This window comes from Streptomyces sp. NPDC059567 (assembly GCF_042735655.1).
Lineage (GTDB): Bacteria > Actinomycetota > Actinomycetes > Streptomycetales > Streptomycetaceae > Streptomyces.
In genome coordinates this window covers 1-24,106 of record NZ_JBHWBS010000114.1, presented here as the reverse complement: position 1 = coordinate 24,106, position 24,106 = coordinate 1, and the positions used below count along the sequence as shown (strand labels likewise).

Annotated in this window: 20 protein-coding genes; 16 read left to right on the top strand and 4 right to left on the bottom strand. The window is 71.6% G+C overall.

The window, feature by feature from the left end:
- Positions 1–30: 30 nt before the first annotated feature.
- The 4 genes from ACFVZW_RS32650 to ACFVZW_RS32635 all read right to left on the bottom strand — a co-directional run bounded on the left by ACFVZW_RS32650 (position 31) and on the right by ACFVZW_RS32635 (position 5,530).
- A complete protein-coding gene (locus ACFVZW_RS32650) occupies positions 31–2,436 on the bottom strand; it encodes a DUF3488 and DUF4129 domain-containing transglutaminase family protein (protein WP_384529090.1) in 2,406 nt (801 codons plus the stop codon).
- Complete coding sequence (locus ACFVZW_RS32645) at positions 2,433–3,806, bottom strand: DUF58 domain-containing protein (RefSeq protein ID WP_384529087.1); 1,374 nt, start codon at positions 3,804–3,806, stop codon at positions 2,433–2,435. The genes ACFVZW_RS32650 and ACFVZW_RS32645 overlap by 4 nt, the downstream gene beginning before the upstream one ends.
- Complete coding sequence (locus ACFVZW_RS32640; RefSeq protein WP_384529084.1) at positions 3,806–4,822, bottom strand: AAA family ATPase; 1,017 nt, start codon at positions 4,820–4,822, stop codon at positions 3,806–3,808. Before ACFVZW_RS32640 ends, ACFVZW_RS32645 begins: the two co-directional genes overlap by 1 nt.
- Before the next feature lie 159 nt (positions 4,823–4,981).
- The gene (locus ACFVZW_RS32635) at positions 4,982–5,530 is read right to left on the bottom strand and encodes a beta-class carbonic anhydrase (RefSeq protein ID WP_384529082.1); all 549 of its coding nucleotides are present in this window, start codon (positions 5,528–5,530) and stop codon (positions 4,982–4,984) included.
- 312 nt (positions 5,531–5,842) lie between these two features.
- Here ACFVZW_RS32635 and rsmH point away from each other — a divergent pair, with 312 nt between their 5' ends.
- The 16 genes from rsmH to ACFVZW_RS32555 all read left to right on the top strand — a co-directional run bounded on the left by rsmH (position 5,843) and on the right by ACFVZW_RS32555 (position 23,596).
- Positions 5,843–6,802 carry a 16S rRNA (cytosine(1402)-N(4))-methyltransferase RsmH gene (rsmH, locus tag ACFVZW_RS32630; RefSeq protein ID WP_376444636.1) on the top strand — a complete coding sequence of 320 codons (960 nt, stop codon included), beginning with the start codon at positions 5,843–5,845 and terminating at the stop codon, positions 6,800–6,802.
- Between the two features lie 121 nt (positions 6,803–6,923).
- Positions 6,924–7,433: a septum formation initiator family protein gene (locus tag ACFVZW_RS32625; RefSeq protein ID WP_384529079.1), complete on the top strand. Its 510-nt coding sequence runs from the start codon at positions 6,924–6,926 to the stop codon at positions 7,431–7,433.
- Positions 7,434–7,438: 5 nt separating this feature from the next.
- On the top strand, positions 7,439–9,427 hold the full coding sequence (locus ACFVZW_RS32620) for a penicillin-binding transpeptidase domain-containing protein (RefSeq protein ID WP_384529093.1): 1,989 nt from the start codon (positions 7,439–7,441) through the stop codon (positions 9,425–9,427).
- Positions 9,428–9,443: 16 nt separating this feature from the next.
- A complete protein-coding gene (locus tag ACFVZW_RS32615) occupies positions 9,444–11,120 on the top strand; it encodes a UDP-N-acetylmuramoyl-L-alanyl-D-glutamate--2,6-diaminopimelate ligase (RefSeq protein ID WP_384529076.1) in 1,677 nt (558 codons plus the stop codon).
- A 4-nt stretch (positions 11,121–11,124) separates the two neighbouring features.
- Positions 11,125–12,549, top strand: a complete 1,425-nt coding sequence (gene murF, locus ACFVZW_RS32610) for a UDP-N-acetylmuramoyl-tripeptide--D-alanyl-D-alanine ligase (RefSeq protein ID WP_384529073.1) — start codon at positions 11,125–11,127, stop codon at positions 12,547–12,549.
- Complete coding sequence (gene mraY / locus ACFVZW_RS32605; protein WP_189802264.1) at positions 12,546–13,616, top strand: phospho-N-acetylmuramoyl-pentapeptide-transferase; 1,071 nt, start codon at positions 12,546–12,548, stop codon at positions 13,614–13,616. Before murF ends, mraY begins: the two co-directional genes overlap by 4 nt.
- A complete protein-coding gene (gene murD / locus ACFVZW_RS32600) occupies positions 13,598–15,025 on the top strand; it encodes a UDP-N-acetylmuramoyl-L-alanine--D-glutamate ligase (protein ID WP_384529070.1) in 1,428 nt (475 codons plus the stop codon). The genes mraY and murD overlap by 19 nt, the downstream gene beginning before the upstream one ends.
- Positions 15,026–15,080: 55 nt before the next feature.
- A complete protein-coding gene (gene ftsW, locus ACFVZW_RS32595) occupies positions 15,081–16,418 on the top strand; it encodes a putative lipid II flippase FtsW (RefSeq protein WP_384529067.1) in 1,338 nt (445 codons plus the stop codon).
- A gap of 6 nt (positions 16,419–16,424) precedes the next feature.
- Positions 16,425–17,519, top strand: coding sequence for an undecaprenyldiphospho-muramoylpentapeptide beta-N-acetylglucosaminyltransferase (gene murG, locus ACFVZW_RS32590; protein WP_384529064.1), 1,095 nt, complete (start codon positions 16,425–16,427; stop codon positions 17,517–17,519).
- 71 nt (positions 17,520–17,590) lie between these two features.
- Positions 17,591–18,391, top strand: coding sequence for a cell division protein FtsQ/DivIB (locus ACFVZW_RS32585; RefSeq protein ID WP_384529062.1), 801 nt, complete (start codon positions 17,591–17,593; stop codon positions 18,389–18,391).
- Between the two features lie 280 nt (positions 18,392–18,671).
- The gene (ftsZ, locus tag ACFVZW_RS32580; protein ID WP_384529059.1) at positions 18,672–19,880 is read left to right on the top strand and encodes a cell division protein FtsZ; all 1,209 of its coding nucleotides are present in this window, start codon (positions 18,672–18,674) and stop codon (positions 19,878–19,880) included.
- Positions 19,877–20,605, top strand: a complete 729-nt coding sequence (gene pgeF, locus ACFVZW_RS32575; protein WP_384529056.1) for a peptidoglycan editing factor PgeF — start codon at positions 19,877–19,879, stop codon at positions 20,603–20,605. Before ftsZ ends, pgeF begins: the two co-directional genes overlap by 4 nt.
- A 1-nt stretch (position 20,606) precedes the next feature.
- Entirely contained in the window at positions 20,607–21,326 is a 720-nt protein-coding gene (locus ACFVZW_RS32570) for a YggS family pyridoxal phosphate-dependent enzyme (protein WP_384529054.1), read from the top strand.
- A 124-nt stretch (positions 21,327–21,450) separates the two neighbouring features.
- Entirely contained in the window at positions 21,451–22,071 is a 621-nt protein-coding gene (locus tag ACFVZW_RS32565; RefSeq protein WP_384529051.1) for a cell division protein SepF, read from the top strand.
- Positions 22,072–22,149: 78 nt separating this feature from the next.
- Positions 22,150–22,440 (top strand): YggT family protein, encoded by a 291-nt coding sequence (locus tag ACFVZW_RS32560; protein WP_019885526.1) that lies wholly within the window; start codon positions 22,150–22,152, stop codon positions 22,438–22,440.
- A 55-nt stretch (positions 22,441–22,495) separates the two neighbouring features.
- A complete protein-coding gene (locus ACFVZW_RS32555) occupies positions 22,496–23,596 on the top strand; it encodes a DivIVA domain-containing protein (RefSeq protein WP_384529048.1) in 1,101 nt (366 codons plus the stop codon).
- Positions 23,597–24,106: the final 510 nt, after the last annotated feature.

Here is a 24,106-nt window from a genome sequence, read left to right as displayed (position 1 = left end):
CCCGCTGTGGGGCGGAGCCCTGCCGAGGGGTCAGCGTTCGGCGCGGCGGAGGGCCGTCGTCAGGCGGGTCGTCAGGGCGTGGACGCTGGTCGACCAGGACGTCGTCGTCCTCGACCAGCGCGACGACGCCGCCCACACCACCCGGACGGCCGAGCGCGGTGCCAGCAGTGCGCGCAGGCGCGTCTTGCGGGGTGACACCGCGGCGAAGCCCGACCTGACCAGGGCGACCTCCTCCACGAGACCCGTCGCCGGACGCGGCTGCGGGGCGTACAGGACCTGTTCGACCGCGCGAGCCACCCGGTGCACCGCGTTCGCCGGCTCGCCTTCCAGCGAGCCCAGACGGACGATCCGGGCCGCCGTCTTCCGCGGCGTCTGCGAGTCGTCCGGCGCGACCCCGTGGTCCCAGGCCGTGTCGCGGATCTCCCGCCACGCCGCCAGCGTCCTCGCCAACGCGTCCTCGGGCATGCGGCCCGAGGAGCCGAGCCGCCGCGCCCGTACCCGCGTACGCCACAGCCAGGGCGACAGCGGCAACAGAAGCACCACCGCCACGCCCAGGCAGATCAGCGCCACCTTCAGCGGATCCACCCCACCGCCGTCGGACGACGCTCCGCCCGCCGCCGCGTCGGGGCCGCACTCGCCGAGGCGACGCATCTCCGGCGGGCAGCTCTCCGAGGTGCTCGGCGCCGCGGACGGCACCGCCGAGGCGCTGGTCTCCGGCTGCGCCGTCTGCGTCGGCGTCCCCGACGGGGACTGCTGCCGCGTGTAGTCGGGCGTCGTACCCCGCGTCGGCGTCGGCTCGAACCGGATCCAGCCCGCGCCCTCGAAGTACAGCTCAGGCCAGGCGTGGGCGTCCCGGATGCCGACCGACATCGTGCCGTCGGACTGCGCGGTGCCCGGCATGAAGCCGACCGCCACCCGGGCCGGGATGCCCAGGGAGCGCGCCATCGCCGCCATCGAGAACGAGAAGTGGACGCAGAAGCCCTCCCGCTGCCGGAGGAAGCGGGAGATCGCCTCGACACCCGTGCCCGACTCGACCTCGACGTCGTAGCGGAAGCCGCCGTCCGTCGCGAACCAGTCCTGGAGCTTCACGGCCCGCTCGTAGTCGTTTCGCGCGCCCCTGGTGACCTGGAGCGCCGTCGACTTCACGTCGAGGGGCAGCGAGGAGGGCACCCGGGTGTACTCGGCGAGGAGCTTGGGCGGCGCCGGCGGGGCCGCCGCCAGCTGCGCGGCCGTCGGCCGCACGTCCAGGCTCGTCACCGTGTAGCGGGCGCCCCGCGTGTTCTGCTCGTCGTCGCCGACGATCATCCGCCCGGCCGGCTCGTACCGCCAGCGGCCGTCGATCTCGACCTTGGCCGCCGGGTACGGCATCGGCAGCCACTTCTGCTCGTACGACGACGAGGCCACGAAGTTGCCCGTCACCTCGGTCGTACGGACCTGCTCGCCGAGCCCGTCGGGGCGCGGCAGCCGATCGGGGACGTCCCCGATCGGGCGGACCGAGGACTTCCAGGAGGTGCCGTCGAACTGGTCGAGCGCCACCAGACGCAGATACATCCCGCTGGTGTCGGTCGCGTTGGTCCGGTACCGCAGCACCTCGCGGTCCTCGGGCTGCCGCAGATTGTCCTGCAGCGAGACCAGCGGGTTCACGGCCGAGATCGTGCCGCCCTTGCCGCCCTCACCCGACCCGTCGCCCGAGCCGCCGAAGAGACCGCCGGAGAGCGCGGGCAGCGCCGCCGGCACGACCAGCGCGATGCCCATGGCCACCACGCCGATCCGCCGGCCGGTCCGCACCGGGGCGAGCGCCTGCCCGCTCCCGGCCGCGCCGGTGCTCCCGGGACGCGGCGCGCCGCCGAAGACCCGCCCCCACTGCGAGAGCCGGTCACGGCTCTCCGCGAGGAGCAGCAGGAGATAGCCGGTGGCGGCGAGCACGAACCAGAGCCAGCTCGCGCCGCCGTCGGAGAGACCCGCGGCCACCGAGTACAGCGCGAGGAGGGGCAGACCGGCCGGAGCCGCGCTGCGGAAGGTCACCGCGATCGTGTCCACCAGGAGGCCGATCACGAGCACGCCGCCGACCACCATCAGCCGGATGCCCTCGGTGTCGGGGGCCGGGATCGCGTACGTGCCCACGTCGTCGGCGCCCGCGCGGAACAGCGCGGCGAACTCCCCGAGGGCCCCCGGTCCCGGCAGGAAGCCGAGCAGCGCCTGCTCCCGGGTGAAGACGAGGGTCAGCGCCAGCAGGCTCGTCAGGGCCTGCGCCGCGATCGTCAGCGGCCGGGCCAGCGGCACCCGCCGGGTCAGCGCGCCGACCCCGCTCTGCAGCGCCAGCAGGATCGCGGCCGTGAAGATCCAGGTCGCCGGCTTCACCAGCGGAAGAAGCGCGCCCGCCGCCATCAGCGTGGCGGCGAAGGCGCCCAGTGTCAGCCGCCCGCGGCCGCTCATGACCAACCTCCGTACGTGTCACCCGCGGCGGTCTCCGCACGCGCTCCGCCGGCCTGCTGCCACAGCTCGGCGAGCCGTGCGCCCGGGCGCACGGCCAGCGCCGTCCAGCCGGCCTCCCGCAACTGCCGCAGCCGCTCGTCGACCGCACCGGTCACCGCGCCGCCGGTCAGCCATCCCCCGCTGTCCAGGACGAAGGCCACGGCCGCACCGCTGCGCTGCCGCATCCGGGCCGCCACCGCCGCCTGCTCTTCGTCGATGTCGCCGACGAAGGCGATCAGAAGCCCTTCGTTCCCGCCGCGCAGGACGTCGTACGCGCGGGAGAGTCCGGCCCCGTCGGAGTGGTCGACGACGGCGAGGGTGTCCATCATCAGCCCGGCCGCCTCGGCCGAGTCCTGCGTCGCACCGGCGAAGCCCTCGGCGCCCTCGCCGGGCACCGCGGTGCCCGTGTCGGTGAGGAGCCGTACCGAATAGCCCCGCTCCAGCATGTGCACCAGCGCCGAGGCCGCGCCCGAGACCGCCCACTCGAAGGCCGAGTCGGGGCCCGCGCCCTGGAACGCGATCCGGCGCGTGTCGAGCAGGACCGTGCAGCGGGCCCGCTGCGGCTGCTCCTCACGGCGGACCATCAGCTCGCCGTAGCGCGCGGTGGAACGCCAGTGGACCCGGCGCAGATCGTCGCCGTGGCGGTAGGTACGCGGGATCACGTCGTCGTCGCCGGCCAGCGCCAGTGAGCGCTGCCGGCCGTCGCCGTACCCCGCCGCCTCGCCGGCCAGCTTCACCGCCGGGAGCGACTCGGTGCGGGGGACCACCGTGAGGGTGTCGTAGGCGCTGAAGGAGCGGGTCAGCTCGCACATGCCGAAGGGGTCGTTCAGCCGCAGCTGGAGCGGCCCCAGCGGGAAGCAGCCGCGCAGATCGGACCGGACCCGGTACGACACCTCGCGCCTGCCGCCCGCCTCGACCCGGTCCAGCACGAACCGGGGCCGCGGCCCGAGCATGTACGGGACGTGGTCCTGGAGCATCAGCAGCCCGGTGGGCAGCCGGGAGACGTTGTCCATCCGCAGATGGACCCGGGCCTCGGAGCCGACCGGCACCCGGTGCGGGGAGAGCCGGCGGCTGCCGGCGACCCGGTACCGGGTGCGGTAGAGCACGCCGACGCAGATCAGCGGCAGCACGGCGAGCAGCAGGCCGACGCGCAGCAGATCGCCCTGGCCGAGGACGAAGGCGCAGATCGCGGCGGCGACCCCGGCGGCGAGGAAGGACCGGCCGCGCGTGGTGAGCCCGCCGAGCGCGGCCCGCACTCCGCCCTTGTCGCCCCCCGCGGGGGTGCCCCGGTCGTCACCCCGCTGCCCCTCCGGCGCGGCAGCGGTCGCCATCACAGCTGCCGAACGCCGGGCTGCTGGCCGTAGTGCGGGCCGGCGGGCGGCGCCGCGACCGGGACGGGCGTGCGCTGCAGGATGTCGAGCACGACCTGCTCGGCGGTCCGCCGGTTCAGCTGCGCCTGCGCCGTCGGCAGCAGCCGGTGGGCGAGGACCGGCACGGCCAGCGCCTGGAGGTCGTCCGGCAGGACGTACTCGCGGCCGCTGAGCGCGGCGGACGCCTTGGCGGCGCGCAGCAGGTGGAGCGTGGCACGCGGCGAGGCGCCGAGCCGCAGATCCGCGTGGTTACGGGTCGCGGCGACGATGTCGACGGCGTACCGGCGCACCGCGTCGGCGACATGGACGCCGCGCACCGCCTCGATCAGCTTCACGATGTCGTGGGCGTGCGCGACGGGCTGCAGGTCGTCGAGCGGGTTGACCGCCCCGTGGATGTCGAGCATCTGGAGCTCGGCCTCGGCGCTGGGGTAGCCGATCGAGACGCGCGCCATGAAGCGGTCACGCTGTGCCTCGGGGAGCGGGTACGTGCCCTCCATCTCCACCGGGTTCTGCGTGGCCACGACCATGAACGGGCTCGGCAGCTCGTACGTCTGCCCGTCGACGGTGACCTGTCGCTCCTCCATGGACTCCAGGAGCGCGGACTGGGTCTTCGGCGAGGCGCGGTTGATCTCGTCGCCGATCACGATCTGGGCGAAGATCGCGCCCGGCTTGAACTCGAAGTCCCGCCGCTGCTGGTCGAAGATCGACACGCCGGTGATGTCCGACGGCAGCAGGTCGGGCGTGAACTGGATACGGCGCACCGAACAGTCGATGGACCGCGCCAGCGTCTTGGCCAGCATCGTCTTGCCGACGCCGGGGACATCCTCGATCAGAAGATGCCCCTCGGCGAGCAGCACGGTCAGCGAAAGCCGTACGACCTCAGGCTTGCCCTCGATCACACCCTCCACCGACCTGCGGACACGCTCCGCTGTGGTGGTCAGATCTGTGAGGCTCGCTCGATCGTCATAGGTCGTCACCCGGCCCTCCTCGGCCCCTACGAAAACACCGACACCTGCCCCCGCGGTTCGTTCGGGGGGTGTCACCCGAGCATTCTTGTTGCCTCTGCGGGGTTGTGTCACTTGCCTGTGGACAAGTGCGAGCGATATGCCGGGGTTTGCCGTGTTGTGCCCCGCGAATCAGGAGGGGTCGATCTCGCGCAGCAGACCCGTGGTCACGTCGAAGACGAAACCGCGGACGTCGTCGGTGTGCAGCAGGAACGGCGAGGTCCGCACGCGCTGCATCGACTGCCGGACGTCCTGCTCGACGTCGCGGAAGGCCTCCACCGCCCAGGCCGGCCGCTGGCCGACCTCCATCTCCAGCTCGTGCCGGAAGTCCTCGGTGAGCGATTCCAGGCCGCAGCCGGTGTGGTGGATGAGTACCACGCTGCGCGTCTTCAGGGCGCGCTGGCTGATCGTGAGCGAGCGGATCACGTCGTCGGTGACCACGCCGCCCGCGTTGCGGATGGTGTGGCAGTCGCCGAGCTCCAGGCCGAGCGCGGCATGCAGGTCGAGACGGGCGTCCATGCAGGCCACCACGGCCACCTGCAGGACGGGCTTGGCGTCCATGCCGGGATCGGTGAAGCGGGACGCGTATCGCTCATTGGCCTCGACGAGTCGGTCGGTGACGGTCCCACCGGTACGTATCACGTCGGCGGCGTCTGCGGAGGGGTGCGCTGAGGTCGACATGTCTATGACGGTAGTGGTCACAGGACGTCGCGGCCCGTCGTGAGAGCGGACAAAGAACGTCAATGAGCCTTGTTGTGAGCTAACCCACAGGCATGAGAAGAGCGGGCCCATTCGAGTGAGCTGTCGGGAATGCCCGACTCCTCTCGACGGCCCGCGCGACGCGCCAGCCGGTTGATTGACCGCTGGGTCCAGTGGACTAAAGTGACGCGAAGTTCACGGAGACAATGAGCGATTTCCGCAGTTTCTCCCCCGCGAGTGCGGCGGATGCGTAGCGGCCGCGCCGAATCTGAGCCGAATTCTGAGAGGGCGCAATTGAGCAACGACCGACACGTCCCGGTGATGCTCCAGCGGTGCCTGGACATGTTGGCCCCGGCCCTGGAGCGCCCCGGTGCGGTGGTCGTCGACTGCACCCTCGGCCTCGGTGGTCACAGCGAGGCGCTCCTCCGCCGCTTCCCCGAGGCGCGGCTCGTCGCCCTCGACCGGGACAAGGAGGCGCTGCGCCTCTCCGGGGAGCGGCTCGCCCCCTACGGTGAGCGCGCCACGCTCGTCCACGCGGTCTACGACGAGCTGCCCGAGGTCCTCGACCGGCTCGGCATCCCGAAGGTCGACGGCATCCTCTTCGACCTGGGCGTCTCCTCCATGCAGCTCGACGAGGCCGACCGGGGCTTCGCCTACGCGCAGGACGCCCCGCTCGACATGCGCATGGACCAGACGACCGGGGTCAGCGCGGCGGAGGTCCTCAACACCTACCCGGCCGGCGAGCTGGTCCGCATCCTTCGTGCGTACGGCGAGGAGAAGCAGGCCAAGAGGATCGTCTCCGCGATCGTGCGCGAGCGCGAGAAGGAGCCGTTCACCAACAGCGCCCGCCTGGTCGAGCTGATCCGCGACTCCCTGCCGCAGGCGGCCAAGCGCACCGGCGGCAACCCCGCCAAGCGCACCTTCCAGGCCCTGCGCATCGAGGTCAACGGCGAGCTGACCGTCCTGGAGCGGGCGATCCCGGCCGCGGTGAAGGCGATCGCGGTGGGCGGCCGGATCGCGGTCCTGTCGTACCACTCCCTGGAGGACCGGCTGGTCAAGCAGGTCTTCGCGGCCGGCGCGGCGAACACCGCCCCGCCCGGCCTGCCGGTCGTCCCCGAGCAGTACCAGCCCCGCCTGAAACTGCTCACCCGCGGCGCCGAACTCCCCACGGAGGAGGAGATCGCCGAGAACCGCCGCGCGGCCCCTGCCCGGCTCCGAGGAGCGCAGCGCATCCGGGAGGACGTGCTCCAGTGAGCGACGCACGCGAGGCCACCGGGCCGCAGACGACGACGATGCCCGCGCCTCCGCGCCTCGCGGGCGGAGATGGGGGTACCGCCCGGGCGGTAGCTCCGGGGGAGAGCGAGGGAGGAGGGGCATGACGACGAAGGGGCCGCTCAAAGGGCGGGCGGCGCGGCTCGGGCGGCTCATGCCCTCGGGGCCCAGTACCGCCGCCCGTACCCCCTTCGTCCTGCTCGTCGTGGTCCTGCTCGGCGGCGGGCTCATCACCCTCCTGCTGCTGAACTCCGCCCTCAACCAGGGCTCGTTCAAGCTGCGCGACCTCAAGAACCGGACCACGGAGCTCACCGACGAGGAGCAGGCCCTCCAGCGGGACGTGGACGACCGCTCCGCTCCCGACGCGCTGGAGCGCCGGGCCCGTGAGCTCGGCATGGTCCCCGGCGGCAGCCCCGCCTTCCTCGCCCCGGACGGCAAGGTCCTCGGCGAGCCCTCCAAGGCGGCCGCGCCCAAGCCGACGCGCACCCCGGCCCCGCCACGGACCACGCCCCCGGCCACGACGGGCGCCCCGACCGGACCGCCGCCCGCGACCCCCGGGAAGACCGCGACCCCGCAGACGACCCCGCCCGCCCCGACGAACTCCGGCAGGTGACCGCAGTGCCCCCCAAGGAGCCCCCGCGCCGCCGGGTGCCCGGCCCCGCCCGGACCGCACGCCCCCGGCCCCCCGAGGGCAGGCAGGCCCGGCCCGCCCCGCGCCCCGGCGCCCGTTCGGGCCCCGCGCGCAGGCCGGCCCCGAGGCCGCAGGCGAGGCCGCGCACCATCCGGCTCGGCAGCCCCAAGCCCCGGCTGCGGCTGGTATCCCTCGGACTGACCCTCGTGATGCTGGCCTTCGTCGTCCGTCTGCTCCAGGTGCAGGCCGTCGACGCCAGCGCGCTGGCGGCCAAGGCCGAGGCGCACCGCTACCAGGAGTACACGCTCTCCGCGGACCGCGGCGAGATCACCGACCGCTCCGGCATCGCCCTGGCCGCCAGCGTCGACGCGTACGACATCATCGCCGACCCCCTGCTCTTCACCCCCGAGGAGAGCAAGGTCCAGGACGCCCCCGAGCAGGCCGCCGCGCTCCTCGCGCCGCTCCTGGGCAAGCAGCCCGCGGACCTCGCCAAGAAGCTCCGCACCCCCAAGTCCCGCTACACGCTGCTCGCCCGCAAGCAGACCCCGCAGGTCTGGAACCAGATCAAGGACCTCAAGAAGGTCTACGCGAAGAAGTCCGCGCGCTCCGAGGGCGGGAACGGCGTCAATCTCCTCGGCGGCATCGTGAGCGAGCCCAGCACCAAGCGCGTGTACCCCAACGGGGAGCTCGCCGCCGGGATACTGGGGTACGTCAACGCCGAGGGCCGCGGCGCCGGCGGCCTGGAGTCGATGCTCGACAAGGAGCTCGCGGGCGAGGACGGCAAGATCAGGTTCGCCGAGTCCGGGGGACGCCAGGTGCCGACCGCCGGCTCCCGGGGCACCCCGGCCGTCCCCGGCTCCGACATCGAGCTGACCATCGACCGGGACATCCAGTGGGCCGCCCAGCAGGCCATCACCGAGCAGGTGAAGAAGTCCAAGGCCGACCGCGGCTACGTCATAGTGCAGAACACGAAGACCGGCGAGGTCCTGGCCATGGCCAACGCCCCCGGCTTCGACCCCAACGACCTGTCCGCGGCCAACTCCGCCGCGATGGGCAACGCCGCCCTCCAGGACGCCTACGAACCCGGCTCCACCAGCAAGGTCATGTCCATGGCCGCCGTCCTGGAAGAGGGCGTCGCGACCCCCGGCACCCATGTCGTCGTCCCCAACCGGCTGCACCGCGGGGACCGGCTCTTCAAGGACGACATCGACCACCCCACCTGGTACCTGACGCTCAACGGCGTCCTCGCCAAGTCCAGCAACATCGGCACGATCCTCGCCACCGGCCAGCTCGGGAAGACCCAGGCCGAGTCCAATCGGGTCCTCCACTCGTACCTGCGCAAGTTCGGCATCGGCAGCCCCACCGGGCTCGGCTACCCCGGCGAGACCCCGGGCATCCTCGCCAAGCCGGGGAACTGGTCGACCTCGCAGCAGTACACGATCCCGTTCGGCCAGGGCCTGTCGATCAACGCCATGCAGGCCGCCTCGGTCTACTCGACCATCGCCAACGGAGGCGTACGGATCGAGCCGACGCTCGTCCGCGGCACCAAGGGGCCCGACGGCCGGTTCACCCCGGCGCCCGCGCCGGAGCAGACCCGGGTCGTGAGCGAGAAGACCGCCAAGACCCTCGCCCAGATGCTGGAGTCCGTGGTCGGCGACGAGGAGGGCACCGGCACCAAGGCCCGCATTCCCGGCTATCGGGTCGCGGGCAAGACCGGAACCGCCAACCGCGTCGACCCCGAACTCGGCCGCTACAAGGGGTACACCGCCTCCTTCGCCGGCTTCGCCCCCGCCGACAACCCGCAGATCACGGTCTACTGCGCCATCCAGAACCCCACCAAGGGCAACTACTTCGGCGGCCAGATCTGCGGCCCGATCTACAAGAAGGTCATGGAGTTCGCCCTCAAGACCCTCCACGTGGCTCCGACGGGCAGCGAGCCCGCCCGTCTGCCGGTCATCTTCAAGGACAGCGAGTGAACCCCCGGGAGCACCAGTGACCACGATCACCCCGGATTCCGGGAACCGGAAATCGAACTCCGGCGAGGCCCGGGCCTCTTTTGGCCCCCCGGCGGGTGGGCCCGGTACGCTCACCGCCGTGCCACACGCTGATCAGTACCGAACCACCCCGCCCCGCCCGGAGCAGGCCCGCCCGACACCCCTGGGCGACCTGGCCGCCCGGCTCGGTGTCGAGACGCCCGCCGACACGGACGTCACGGGCATCACCCACGACTCGCGGGCGGTACGCCCCGGGGACGTCTACGCCGCACTGCCGGGCGCCCGGCTGCACGGCGCCGACTTCGCCGACCAGGCCGCCGGACTGGGCGCCGCCGCGATCCTCACCGACCCGTCCGGCGCCGACCGCGCCGCCGCGACCGGCCTGCCGGTCCTGGTCGTCGCGAACCCGCGCGGACGGATGGGCGAGCTCGCCGCCGAGATCTACGGCCGGCCGGGCACGGACCTGCTCCAGATCGGCATCACCGGCACCTCCGGCAAGACCACCACGGCCTACCTGGTCGAGGGAGGGCTGCGCGCCGCCGATCGGAAGACCGGCCTCATCGGCACGGTCGAGATGCGGATCGGCGACGAGCGCATCAAGTCGGAACGTACGACCCCGGAGGCCACCGACCTCCAGGCGCTGTTCGCGGTCATGCGCGAGCGCGGCGTCGAGGCGGTCGCCATGGAGGTCTCCAGCCACGCCCTCGTGCTCGGCCGGGTCGACGGCTGCGTCTTCGACGTCGCCGTCTTCAACAACCTCAGCCCCGAGCACATGGAGTTCCACTCCGACATGGAGGACTACTTCGGGGCGAAGGCGCGACTGTTCACGCCCGAGCGCAGCAAGCGGGGCGTCGTGAACCTCGACGACACCTACGGCCGCAGGCTCGCGAAGGAGGCGTCCGTCCCGGTCGTCACCTTCTCCGCCGAGGGCGACCCGGACGCCGACTGGCGCGCCGAGGACGTCGCGCTGGGCGCGGTCGGCTCGACCTTCACCGTCATCGGCCCCCAGGGCGAGCGGATCGCCGCCACCGCGCCGCTGCCCGGCCCGTTCAACGTCGCCAACACGCTCGCCGCGATCGTCACCCTCGCCGTCGCCGGGATCGACCCCCAGACCGCCGCCGACGGCGTCGCCGCCGTCCCCGGTGTCCCCGGCCGCCTGGAGCGCGTCGACGCCGGCCAGCCGTACCTCGCGGTCGTCGACTACGCCCACAAGACGGACGCCGTCGAATCGGTCCTGCGCTCGCTGCGCAAGGTCACCGAGGGCAAGCTGCACGTCGTCCTCGGCTGCGGAGGCGACCGGGACACCACCAAGCGCGGCCCCATGGGCGCCGCGGCGGCGCGTCTCGCCGACACCGCCGTACTGACCTCCGACAACCCCCGCTCCGAGGACCCCCTCGCGATCCTCGCCGCGATGCTCGCGGGCGCCGCCGAGGTGCCCGCCCACGAGCGCGGCGACGTCCTGGTCGACGCCGACCGGGCCGCCGCGATCGCCGCGGCCGTGGCCCGCGCACAGCCCGGCGACACCGTGCTCGTCGCCGGCAAGGGCCACGAGCAGGGCCAGGACATCGCCGGCGTGGTCCGTCCCTTCGACGACCGCCTGGTCCTGCGCGAAGCGCTCATGGCGCATCGCGCCCATCAGCCGGACGTAGCCAGCCACAAGAACAGTCAGGGATGAAGCAGTGATCGCCCTCTCCCTCGCCGAGATCGCCGAAATCGTCGGCGGGCAGTCGTACGACATACCGGATCCGGCCGTCCAGGTCACCGGTCCCGTCGTCATCGACTCCCGTGAGGTGAAGCCCGGCAGCCTGTTCGCCGCCTTCGCCGGTGAACAGGTCGACGGCCACGACTACGCGACCCGTGCCGTCGAAGCGGGCGCGGTGGCCGTGTTGGCCGCCCGCCCCGTCGGCATGCCCGCCATCGTCGTGGACGACGTCCAGGCGGCGCTCGGCGCCCTCGCCCGTGCCGTCGTCGAACGCCTCGGCACCGATGTCGTCGCGCTCACCGGCTCCGCCGGCAAGACCTCCACCAAGGACCTGATCGCCCAGGTCCTGCAGCGCCACGCGCCCACCGTCTGGACGCCCGGCTCCCTCAACAACGAGATCGGGCTGCCGCTGACGGCGCTGCGCGCGAGCGACGAGACCCAGCACCTGGTCCTCGAGATGGGTGCGCGCGGCATCGGTCATATCCGCTACCTCACCGGACTGACCCCGCCGCGCATCGGACTCGTCCTGAACGTGGGCACCGCCCACATCGGCGAGTTCGGCGGCCGCGAGCAGATCGCCCAGGCGAAGGGCGAACTCGTCGAGGCGCTCCCGCCGGCCGACAAGGGCGGCGTGGCGGTCCTCAACGCCGACGACCCGCTCGTCCGGGCCATGGCCGCGCGCACCCACGCGCGCGTGATCCTGTTCGGAGAGGCACGCGAATCCGACGTACGTGCCGAGAATGTCCGGCTCACAGAGAACGGACAGCCCTCTTTCAGTCTTCACACACCCACCGGGTGCAGTGACGTGACCTTGCGCCTGTACGGTGAGCACCACGTGTCGAACGCGCTCGCCGCGGCCGCCGTCGCCCATGAGCTGGGCATGGCCGTCGAGGAGATCGCCACCGCGCTCTCCGAGGCAGGCACCCTGTCGCGCTGGCGCATGGAGGTCACCGAGCGTCCGGACGGCGTGACGATCGTCAACGACGCCTACAACGCGAACCCCGAGTCCATGCGAGCCGCGCTGCGCGCGCTCGCGGCCATGGGCCGGGCCGCACAGGCCCAGGGGGGCCGCACGTGGGCGGTGCTCGGCAAGATGGCCGAGCTCGGTGACGCATCGCTCGCCGAGCACGACGCGGTCGGGCGGCTCGCCGTCCGACTCAACGTCAGCAAGCTCGTGGCGGTCGGGGACAGGGAAGCGTCCTGGTTGCAACTGGGCGCATATAACGAGGGTTCGTGGGGTGAGGAGTCGGTGCACGTGTCCGACGCGCAGGCGGCGGTCGACCTGTTGCGCAGTGAGCTGCGCCCGGGGGACGTCGTCCTTGTGAAGGCTTCCAGGTCGGTCGGTCTGGAGCAGGTCGCCCTGGCACTGCTCGACTCCGGGAGCGAGGTTGCCGGCCGATGAGGCAGATCCTCTTCGCGGGGGCCATCGGGCTCTTCCTGACCCTGATCGGCACTCCGCTGCTCATCAAGCTCCTTGCCCGCAAGGGGTACGGACAGTTCATCAGGGACGACGGCCCGCGCGGCCACGCCGGCAAGAAGGGCACGCCCACCATGGGCGGTATCTCCTTCATCCTGGCCACGCTCATCGCGTACGCCCTCGCCAAGGTCATCACCGGTGAGGACCCGACGTACTCGGGCGTCCTCGTCCTCTTCCTGATGGCCGGCATGGGGCTCGTCGGCTTCCTCGACGACTACATCAAGATCGTCAAGCAGCGTTCGCTCGGTCTGCGGGCCAAGGCGAAGATGGCCGGTCAGCTGATCGTCGGCATCGCCTTCGCCGTGCTCTCGCTCCAGTTCGCCGACCTGCGCGGACTCACCCCGGCCTCCACGAAGCTCTCCTTCATCACCGACTTCGGCTGGGCCATCGGGCCGGTGCTGTTCGTGGTCTGGGCGCTCTTCATGATCCTGGCCATGTCCAACGGCGTGAACCTGACGGACGGTCTGGACGGTCTGGCCACCGGCGCGTCGGTGATGGTCTTCGGCGCGTACACCTTCATCGGCCTGTGGCAGTTCCAGGAGTCCTGCGCCAACGCGGTGACCCTGACCAACCCCAACGCCTGCTTCGAGGTCCGCGACCCGCTCGACCTCGCGGTCGTCGCCTCCGCCCTCATGGGCGCCTGCTTCGGCTTCCTCTGGTGGAACACCTCGCCGGCCAAGATCTTCATGGGCGACACCGGCTCGCTGGCGCTCGGCGGCGCCCTCGCCGGCCTCGCCATCTGCTCCCGTACCGAGCTGCTGCTCGCCCTGCTCGGCGGCCTGTTCGTGCTGATCACCATGTCGGTGGTCATCCAGGTCGGCTCGTTCAAGATGACCGGCAAGCGCGTCTTCCGGATGGCCCCGCTCCAGCACCACTTCGAACTCAAGGGGTGGTCCGAAGTCCTGGTCGTCGTCCGGTTCTGGATCATCCAGGGCATGTGCGTGATCGTGGGCCTGGGCCTCTTCTACGCGGGATGGGCATCCGAAAAGTGAGCTGGAACGGCAAGAGGGTCACCGTCGCGGGCCTCGGAGTCTCCGGAATCCCGGCCGCCCGCGTCCTGCACGGCCTCGGCGCGCTCGTGTCCGTCGTCAACGACGGCGACGACGAGCGCTCCCGGGCACAGGCCGAGGAGCTGCGGGCCGAGGGCATCACCGTCCGCCTCGGCGACGGGGCGACCCTGCCCGAGGGCACCGAGCTGATCGTCACCACCCCCGGCTGGCGGCCCGACAAGCCGCTGTTCACGGCCGCCGCCGAGGCGGGCGTGGAGATCTGGGGCGATGTCGAGCTCGCCTGGCGGCTGCGCGGCCCCGACGCCGCCCCCTGGCTCGCCGTGACCGGCACCAACGGCAAGACCACGACCGTACGGATGCTCGCCTCCATCCTGGAGGCCGCGGGCCTGCGGACCGCGGCCGTCGGGAACATCGGCGTCTCCCTCCTCGACGCCGTCCTCGGCGAGGAGACCTACGACGTGCTCGCCGTCGAACTCTCCAGCTACCAGCTGCACTGGGCGCCGAGCGTGCGCGCCCACTCGGCCGCCGTGCTCAATCTGGCGCCCGACCACCTCGACTGGCACGGCTCCATGGAGGCGTACGCCGCCGACAAGGGCCGGATCTACGAGGGCAACACCGTCGCCTGCGTCTACAACGTCGCCGACAAGGCCACCGAGGACCTGGTCCGCGAGGCCGACGTCGAGGAGGGCTGCCGCGCGATCGGCTTCACCCTCGGCACCCCGGGTCCGTCCCAGCTCGGTGTCGTCGAGGGCATCCTCGTCGACCGGGCCTTCGTCGAGAACCGCCAGAAGCAGGCCCAGGAGCTGGCCGAGGTCGCGGACGTCAACCCGCCGGCCCCGCACAACGTCGCCAACGCGCTCGCCGCGGCGGCCCTGGCCCGCGCCTTCGGTGTCGAGCCGAAGGCCGTACGGGACGGACTGCGGGCCTTCCGGCCCGACCCGCACCGCATCGAGCTGGTCGAGGACGTCCAGGGCGTCGTCTACGTCGACGACTCCAAGGCGACCAACACCCACGCCGCGGAAGCCTCGTTGGCGGCCTACGACCCGATCGTCTGGATCGCCGGCGGCCTCGCCAAGGGCGCGACCTTCGACGAGCTCGTCGCGAAGTCCGCGGAGCGGCTGCGCGGGGTCGTGCTGATCGGCGCCGACCGCGCCCTGATCCGCGAAGCCCTGGCGCGACACGCCCCCGAGGTACCGGTGGTGGACCTCGACCGGACCGACACTGGGGCGATGTCCGCGGCGGTCCAGGAGGCGGCCCGGCTCGCCCGGCCGGGCGACACGGTCCTGCTGGCCCCGGCCTGCGCCTCGATGGACATGTTCGCCAACTACAACAAGCGGGGCGAGGCGTTCGCGGACGCGGTCCGCACCCTTGCCGCCACCGGGCGCGTCTGACCTGACCAGCGAGAAGGTCCGGCAGCGCCGGGCACGACTGGAGGGGACAGCGACCATGCCGAGCAGAACCGCCGGGACTCGCCGGCCGTCCGCCGTACGCGGCGGGGGCCGGGCCCCCACGCCCCCGCGCGCCTCGCGCGGCGGCGTACGGCGGATGTACGAGCAGGCCCGCCGTGCCTGGGACCGCCCGCTGACCGCGTACTACGTGATCCTCGGTGCCGCGCTGCTCATCACCACCCTCGGCCTGGTGATGGTCTACTCCGCCTCGATGATCACGGCGCTGCGGTACGACCTCGTGCCCTCGTACTTCTTCCGCAAACAGTTCTTCGCCGCGGTCCTCGGCACGGCGCTCCTCCTGGTGGCCTCCCGGATGCCCGTGAAGCTGCACCGGGCGCTCGCGTACCCGATCCTGGTCGGCGCCGTCTTCCTGATGGTGCTCGTCCAGATCCCGGGGATAGGGCGCGCGGTCGGCGGCAACCAGAACTGGATCTCACTGGGCGGCCCCTTCATGCTGCAGCCCAGTGAGTTCGGCAAACTTGCGCTCATCCTGTGGGGCGCCGATCTGCTCGCCCGCAAACAGGACATGAAACTGCTCACGCAGTGGAAGCACATGCTCGTGCCCCTGGTCCCCGGCGCGTTCCTGCTGCTCGGGCTGATCATGCTCGGCGGGGACATGGGTACGGCCATCGTGCTCACCGCGATCCTCTTCGGGCTGCTGTGGACGGCCGGCGCGCCCACCCGGCTCTTCGTCGGGGTGCTCGCCGTGGCCGGGGCGATCGGCTTCCTGCTGATCAAGACCAGCGCCAACCGGATGAAGCGATTCGCCTGCATCGGTGCCACCGACCCCGGGGGAGAGGGCGCGCCCTGCCTCCAGGCCGCGCACGGCATCTATGCTCTGGCCTCGGGCGGATGGTTCGGATCCGGACTGGGTGCCAGTGTGGAAAAATGGGGCCAACTACCCGAAGCGCACACCGACTTCATCTTCGCCGTCACCGGGGAGGAACTGGGTCTGGCGGGGACGCTGTCGGTACTCGCCCTGTTCGCGGCTCTAGGCTATGCGGGTATCCGCGTGGCCGGACGCACGGAGGACCCCTTCGTGAGGTACGCCGCGGGAGGCGTGACCACCTGGATCACGGCGCAGGCCGTGATCAACATCGGTGCGGTGCTCGGTCTGCTGCCGATCGCCGGAGTCCCGCTCCCGCTGTTCTCCTACGGGGGGTCGGCCCTGCTGCCGACCATGTTCGCCGTCGGGCTCCTCATCGCCTTCGCGCGACAGGAACCCGCCGCGAAAGCGGCCCTGGCCATGCGGCGCCCCGGCTGGGGTAGGCGGGCCGGGGTGAGATGGAAGTCGATGCGACGGCGCGTCAAGAAGCGTCCGTCCGGAGAGCGGTGAATTTCGGTGCATGTCGTACTCGCCGGTGGGGGGACCGCCGGCCACATCGAGCCCGCGCTCGCCCTCGCGGACGCCCTGCGCAGGCAGGACCCGAGCGTGGGAATCACGGCGCTCGGCACGGAGAAGGGTCTGGAGACCCGGCTCGTGCCCGAGCGGGGCTACGAGCTGGCCCTCATCCCCGCCGTGCCGCTGCCGCGCAAGCCCACCCCTGAGCTGATCACCGTCCCCGGGCGGCTGCGCGGCACCATCAAGGCGGCCGAGCAGATCCTGGAGCGCACCAAGGCCGACTGTGTCGTCGGCTTCGGTGGCTACGTGGCGCTGCCCGGCTATCTGGCGGCCAAACGGCTCGGGGTGCCGATCGTGGTCCACGAGGCCAACGCCAGGCCCGGCCTGGCCAACAAGATCGGCTCGCGGTACGCGGCCGGGGTCGCCGTCGCCACCCCGGACTCCAAGCTCCGCAACGCCCGTTACATCGGCATCCCGCTGCGGCACACCATCGCCACCCTCGACCGGGCCCGGGTCCGGCCCGAGGCGCGCGCCGCCTTCGGCCTCGACCCCAACCTGCCGACGCTGCTGGTCTCCGGCGGCTCGCAGGGCGCGCGCCGGCTCAACGAGGTCATCCAGCAGATCGCACCGGTGCTCCAGCGCTCCGGCATCCAGATCCTGCATGCGGTCGGCCCGAAGAACGAGGTGCCGCGCGTCGACAACATGCCCGGGATGCCGCCGTACGTCCCGGTACCGTACGTGGACCGGATGGATCTCGCGTACGCCGCCGCCGACATGATGCTCTGCCGCGCGGGCGCGATGACCGTCGCCGAACTCTCCGCCGTCGGGCTGCCCGCCGCCTACGTCCCGCTGCCGATCGGCAACGGCGAACAGCGGCTCAACGCCCAGCCGGTGGTCAAGGCGGGCGGCGGTCTCCTCGTCGACGATGCGGAACTGTCGCCGCAGTGGGTGCAGGGCAACGTACTGCCCGTACTCGCCGATCCGCACCGGCTGTACGAGATGTCCCGCGCCGCGGCCGAGTTCGGCCGCCGGGACGCCGACGACCTGCTCGTCGGCATGGTGTACGAGGCGATCGCCGCACGCCGCCAGGCGTAGCGCGCGGGGCGTAAGCGGAAGGGCGAGCGCCCCGGCGGCGAGCCGAGCCGGAACGACGAAGGGGACGCCAGGTGGCTGGACCGACGACCGCCGAGAAGAGCGGCACGAGAACGCCGAAGGGGTCGTCGGAACGGCCGTCCCGTACGGGCACCCGGAGCAGTGGCTTCCGGGTGCCCGGGCCGCGCCTCCTGCTGATCGCCCTGGCCGTTCTCGTGATCACGGCCGGTGGAATCTGGGCGCTCTACGGCTCGTCCTGGCTGCGCGTGGAGCGGGTGGACACCTCCGGCACGCAGGTACTGACTCCTCATGAGGTGGAAACGGCCGCCGCCGTACCGATCGGATCCCCGCTCGTTTCCGTCGACACGGACGCGATCGAGGCGCGACTTCTCCGGAAACTGCCCCGCATCGACACGGTGGAGGTCGTCCGGTCCTGGCCGCACGGAATCGGTCTGAAAGTGACGGAACGGCAGCCGGTTCTGCTGGTGGAAAAGGGCGGAAAGTTCACGGAAGTGGACTCCACCGGAACCCGTTTCGCCACCGTGGACAAAGCACCCCCAGGCGTGCCGAGGCTCGTCCTCGACATCGCCTCCTCGGCGAGCCTGCGCCGCTTCGACGCGGACCGGCTTCTGAGCGAAGCAGTGGGCGTGACGGGCGAACTCCCGGAAAAGATCGCCCGGGACACTCGTGTCGTCAAGGTCGTCTCGTACGACTCCATCACTCTGGAGCTCAGCGGCGGCCGCACGGTCCTCTGGGGCAGTGGCGAGGACGGTGCCGTCAAGGCGCGCGTACTCACGGCGCTGATGAAAGCAACGCCCAAAGCGGGGCACTTCGATGTAAGCGCCCCCACGGCGCCCGCCGCGTCGAAGAGTTGACGCTCATCAGTGCTGGCCAGCACCCTGGTTGGCCAGCGCTACGGGTGATCACATAGGGTGAAAAGAAAAACGGGAGGTTCGGCGTGTTCGTTGAACGTGCGCCACTTGTCGACTTAGTGTCCTGTTCGGAAGAGTCCAGCGAACAGAGACACTGGTAACCCTAAACTTCAACGTTAGGGTTTGGGTCGGCGTTTCGGACCGTCCCAATCGGCATCCGTCGTCGCAGCGCGACTACCACCGCGAAGCGGCGACACGTAACTCGAGGCGAGAGGCCTTCGACGTGGCAGCACCGCAGAACTACCTCGCAGTCATCAAGGTCATCGGTGTCGGCGGCGGTGGTGTCAATGCCATCAACCGAATGATCGAGGTCGGTCTCAAGGGCGTCGAGTTCATCGCGATCAACACCGACGCGCAAGCGCTGTTGATGAGCGACGCCGACGTCAAGCTCGACGTCGGTCGTGAACTCACCCGCGGCCTCGGGGCCGGGGCGAACCCGGCCGTCGGTCGCAAGGCGGCAGAGGACCACCGTGAGGAGATCGAGGAGGTCCTCAAGGGGGCCGACATGGTCTTTGTCACCGCCGGCGAAGGCGGCGGCACCGGCACCGGCGGCGCACCCGTCGTGGCCAACATCGCGCGCTCGCTCGGCGCCCTGACGATCGGTGTGGTCACCCGGCCGTTCACCTTCGAGGGACGCCGTCGGGCCAACCAGGCGGAGGACGGCATCGCCGAGCTCCGCGAAGAGGTCGACACCCTCATCGTCATCCCGAACGACCGGCTGCTCTCGATCTCGGACCGCCAGGTCTCCGTGCTCGACGCCTTCAAGTCGGCCGACCAGGTGCTGCTGAGCGGTGTGCAGGGCATCACCGACCTCATCACCACCCCCGGTCTGATCAACCTCGACTTCGCCGACGTCAAGTCGGTCATGTCCGAGGCCGGTTCGGCCCTCATGGGCATCGGCTCCGCCCGCGGCGACGACCGCGCGGTGGCGGCGGCCGAGATGGCGATCTCCTCGCCACTCCTGGAGGCGTCCATCGACGGCGCCCGGGGCGTCCTGCTCTCCATCTCCGGCGGCTCCGACCTCGGTCTCTTCGAGATCAACGAGGCCGCGCAGCTGGTGAGCGAGGCCGCGCACCCCGAGGCCAACATCATCTTCGGCGCCGTCATCGACGACGCGCTGGGCGACGAGGTGCGGGTCACGGTCATCGCGGCCGGCTTCGACGGCGGCCAGCCGCCGGCCCGCCGGGACAACATCCTCAGCTCCGCCTCGGCCAAGCGCGAGGAGCCGGCCCCGGCACCGCGCGCCACCGAGCGCCCGCTCGGCGGCCTCGGCACCGTCGCCCCCCGGGACGAGCCGGCCGCCCCGGCCGAGCCTGCTCCGGCGGTCAACGAGTCCCCGCTGCCGCCGGTCACCCCGCCGGCGGTCCCGCCGGCCCGCCCGTACCCGGACACCCAGGCCGAAGAGCTGGATGTGCCGGACTTCCTGAAGTGATAGAGAAGCTCGAACCCGTGAGCGGCGCTGACTTCGCCTTCACCGACAGGTGGGGCGGGGTGAGCGCCGTTCCGTACGAGGAGCTCAACCTCGGCGGCGCGGTGGGCGACGATCCCGAGGCGGTACGCACCAACCGGGCGCGGGTGGCGGAGGAGCTGGGGCTCGACCCGGCGCTCGTGGTCTGGATGAACCAGGTCCACGGCGCGGACGTCGCGGTGGTCGACCGGCCGTGGGAGACGGACCGGATCCCGGCCGTCGACGCGATCGTCACCGCCCGGCGCGGACTCGCCCTCGCCGTCCTCACCGCCGACTGCACCCCGGTCCTCCTCGCCGACCCCGTCGCGGGGATCGTGGCCGCCGCCCACGCGGGGCGGCCGGGGTTGGTCGCCGGGGTCGTACCGGCCGCCGTGCGGGCCATGATCGACTTGGGTGCCGACCCCGCCCGTATCGCCGCTCGTACCGGCCCCGCGGTCTGTGGGCGCTGCTACGAGGTGCCCGCCGAGATGCGGGCGGAGGTCGCGGCGGTCGAGCCGGCGGCCTTCGCGGAGACGAGCTGGGGCACCCCGGCCGTCGACGTCACCGCCGGAGTCCACGCCCAGCTGGAGCGGTCGGGGATCCGGGACCGGCGGGCCAGCGAGGTCTGCACCCGCGAGTCGGGCGACCACTTCTCGTACCGCCGCGATCGCACCACGGGGCGACTCGCGGGATATGTCTGGTTGGACTGATATGACGGACCGTAAGGCGGAACTCGCCGAAAACCTGGCGCGGGTGGAGGAACGTATCTCTGCCGCCTGCGCCGCCGCCGGCCGCAAGCGGGCGGATGTGACCCTGATCGTGGTCACGAAGACCTACCCCGCGAGCGATGTGCGACTGCTGCACGAACTCGGCGTGCGGGACGTCGCCGAGAACCGGGACCAGGACGCGGCCCCCAAGGCCGCGGCCTGCGCGGATCTGGACCTGCGCTGGCATTTCGTCGGTCAGTTGCAGACCAACAAGGTCCGATCTGTGACGAGTTATGCGGATGTGGTGCAGTCCGTCGACCGCTTGAAGCTCGTCACCGCTCTGTCGGCGGCGGCGGAGAAGGCCGGGCGCGAACTCGGCTGCCTCGTCCAGGTCGCGCTCGACGCCGAGTCGGGCGCGCGGGGCGAGCGGGGCGGCGTGTCGCCCGACGGCATCGAGGAGTTGGCCGCCGCGGTGGACGCCGCGCCGGGGCTGAGGCTCGACGGACTGATGACCGTCGCGCCGCTCGCCGGCCCCTACGCGGGGCGCCAACGTGCGGCGTTCGACCGCCTGATGGATTTGTCGACTGTCCTGCGCGCGAACCGTCCGGCTGCGAACATGGTGTCGGCGGGGATGAGTGCGGACCTCGAGGAGGCCGTGGCGGCCGGAGCGACACATGTGCGCATCGGTACGGCGGTACTGGGTGTCCGCCCCAGGCTCGGGTAACGTCGCGAAGCAAGTCGGACCACAGCAGAAAATATGGTCATTCCCGCTGATCGGCGGGCAGACCCCGTGGATCGCGGGCACTTGGTGACGATGCCGATCCACCACAGAGCGGAGGACTCAGAGAATGGCCGGCGCGATGCGCAAGATGGCGGTCTACCTCGGCCTCGTGGAGGACGATGGGTACGACGGCCGGGGTTTCGACCCCGACGACGACTTCGAACCCGAGCTGGAACCCGAGCCCGAGCGTGAACGGCGCCACCAGCCCCCGCGGCAGATCGAGCGGGAGGAACCGGTACGAGTGGTGCAGCCGCCGGCCCCGCGTGAACCGGTGTCCCATTCTGTCCCGGTACTCGCCGAGAACGGACGCCCGGCCCGAATTGCCCCCGTGGCATCCATCACACCCGAACGTCCGAGCATGGAGAAGAACGCACCGGTGATCATGCCCAAGGTTGTGTCCGAGCGGGAGCCCTACCGCATCACGACGCTGCACCCCAGGACGTACAACGAGGCCCGTACCATCGGGGAACACTTCCGCGAGGGCACCCCCGTGATCATGAACCTCACGGAGATGGACGACACCGATGCGAAGCGACTTGTCGACTTTGCCGCCGGACTCGTCTTCGGGCTCCATGGCAGCATTGAGCGCGTGACGCAGAAGGTGTTCCTGTTGTCGCCTGCTAACGTCGATGTCACGGCGGAGGACAAGGCCCGCATCGCAGAGGGCGGATTCTTCAACCAGAGCTGAGAACTACGAGACCGGAACGGCCCGGCCGCGAGGCCGGACAAGCGAGAGCACGAGAGCCAGGGGAGAGGGAAGCGCGGGATGGGCGTCGCACTACAAGTGGTCTACATCGCTCTGATGTGCTTCCTCATCGTGCTGATCTTCCGATTGGTCATGGACTACGTCTTCCAGTTCGCCCGTTCATGGCAACCCGGTAAGGCGATGGTGGTCGTTCTGGAGGCCACCTACACTGTCACCGATCCACCGCTCAAGCTTCTGCGGCGGTTCATTCCGCCGCTGCGTCTCGGGGGCGTGGCACTCGACCTGTCCTTCTTCGTTCTGATGATCATCGTCTACATCCTGATCTCCATCGTGAGCAGCTTCGCGAGGTGAATGTGGACGATACGGTCTTGCCGACTGCCGACGACTACGTAGAGGTGAAGAAGAGATGCCGCTGACCCCCGAGGACGTGCGGAACAAGCAGTTCACGACCGTCCGCCTTCGAGAAGGCTATGACGAGGACGAGGTCGATGCCTTCCTCGACGAGGTCGAAGCCGAACTGACCCGCCTGCTCCGCGAGAACGAGGACCTGCGCGCCAAGCTGGCCGCGGCGACGCGTGCCGCCGCGCAGAACCAGCAGCAGCAGGGTATGCGCAAGCCGCCGGAGCAGCAGGATCGTCCCGTCGGTCCCGGTGCCCCCGTGCCCGCCGCCATATCCGGACCGCCGGTCCAGCAGCAGCCCCCGCAGATGGGCCCGCCGCAGCTGCCGTCCGGTGCGCCGCAGCTCCCCGCCGGTCCTGGTGGCCACGGCCCCGGCCCGATGCAGGGTGGTCCGATGGGCCCCGGCCCCGGCCAGATGCAGGGCGGTCCGATGGGTCAGCCGATGGGCGGCCCCATGGGTCACCCGCAGCAGCAGATGCAGCAGCCGATGCAGCAGCCGCAGCAGGGTCCCGGTGGCGACAGCGCCGCGCGTGTCCTCTCGCTGGCCCAGCAGACGGCCGACCAGGCGATCGCGGAGGCCCGTTCCGAGGCCAACAAGATCGTCGGCGAGGCGCGCTCGCGCGCCGAGGGCCTGGAGCGGGACGCCCGCGCCAAGGCGGACGCGCTGGAGCGGGACGCGCAGGAGAAGCACCGCGTCGCGATGGGCTCGCTGGAGTCCGCTCGCGCCACGCTGGAGCGCAAGGTCGAGGACCTGCGTGGCTTCGAGCGCGAGTACCGCACGCGTCTGAAGTCCTACCTCGAGTCGCAGCTGCGTCAGCTGGAGACCCAGGCGGACGACTCGCTGGCCCCGCCGCGGACGCCGGCCACGGCTTCGCTGCCGCCGGCCCCGTCGATGGCTTCGGCGGGCGCGAGCGCCCCGTCGTACGGCGGCAACGGCACGATGGGCGGCGCGCCGTCCATGGGCGGTGCCCCGTCCTACGGTGGCCAGCAGCAGATGTCCCCCGCGATGACGCAGCCGATGGCTCCGGTCCGCCCGCAGGCGCCGCAGCCGATGCAGCAGGCGCCGGCGCCGATGCGCGGCTTCCTGATCGACGAGGACGACAACTGACGGCGGCCGCTCGCGCGATGAGCGCGTAGCCGTCGGCAGGCTGAAGGCCGGGCCCCTGGCAAACCAGGGGCCCGGCCTTTTTCCGTGGGCGGGGTCGCCTGCGGCGCGCTCTTTCCCCACCCCGCCCCTTCCCGAACCGGGGCTCCGCCCCAGACCCCGGGGGTTGGTGTGGGGGCTCCGCCCCCAGGGCCCCCGGGGGACCGGCAGCTTCGCACCGGGGCAGGGCTGGCTTGGCGCCGAGGGCAGGGGACGACCGATTCGCGCCCGGGGACTCGGGGCCCCTACGCCCGCGGCTTCGTGCCGGGGGCCCGCGGCCCCGGGACGACGGAAGCTTCGGGCCGAGGCCACGCGGCCTTGGGGGCCTGTGGCTTCGCGGCGCGTGGCCCGCGGGCCCGGGGGCCGGCGGCCCCGGGTCGGGGGGAAAACTAAATAACCCCCCCCCCCCCCCGGGGGGGGGGGGGTGTGTGTGGGGGTGTGGCTGGGGGGGGGTGGGAGTCAGTGGGGCGCGCC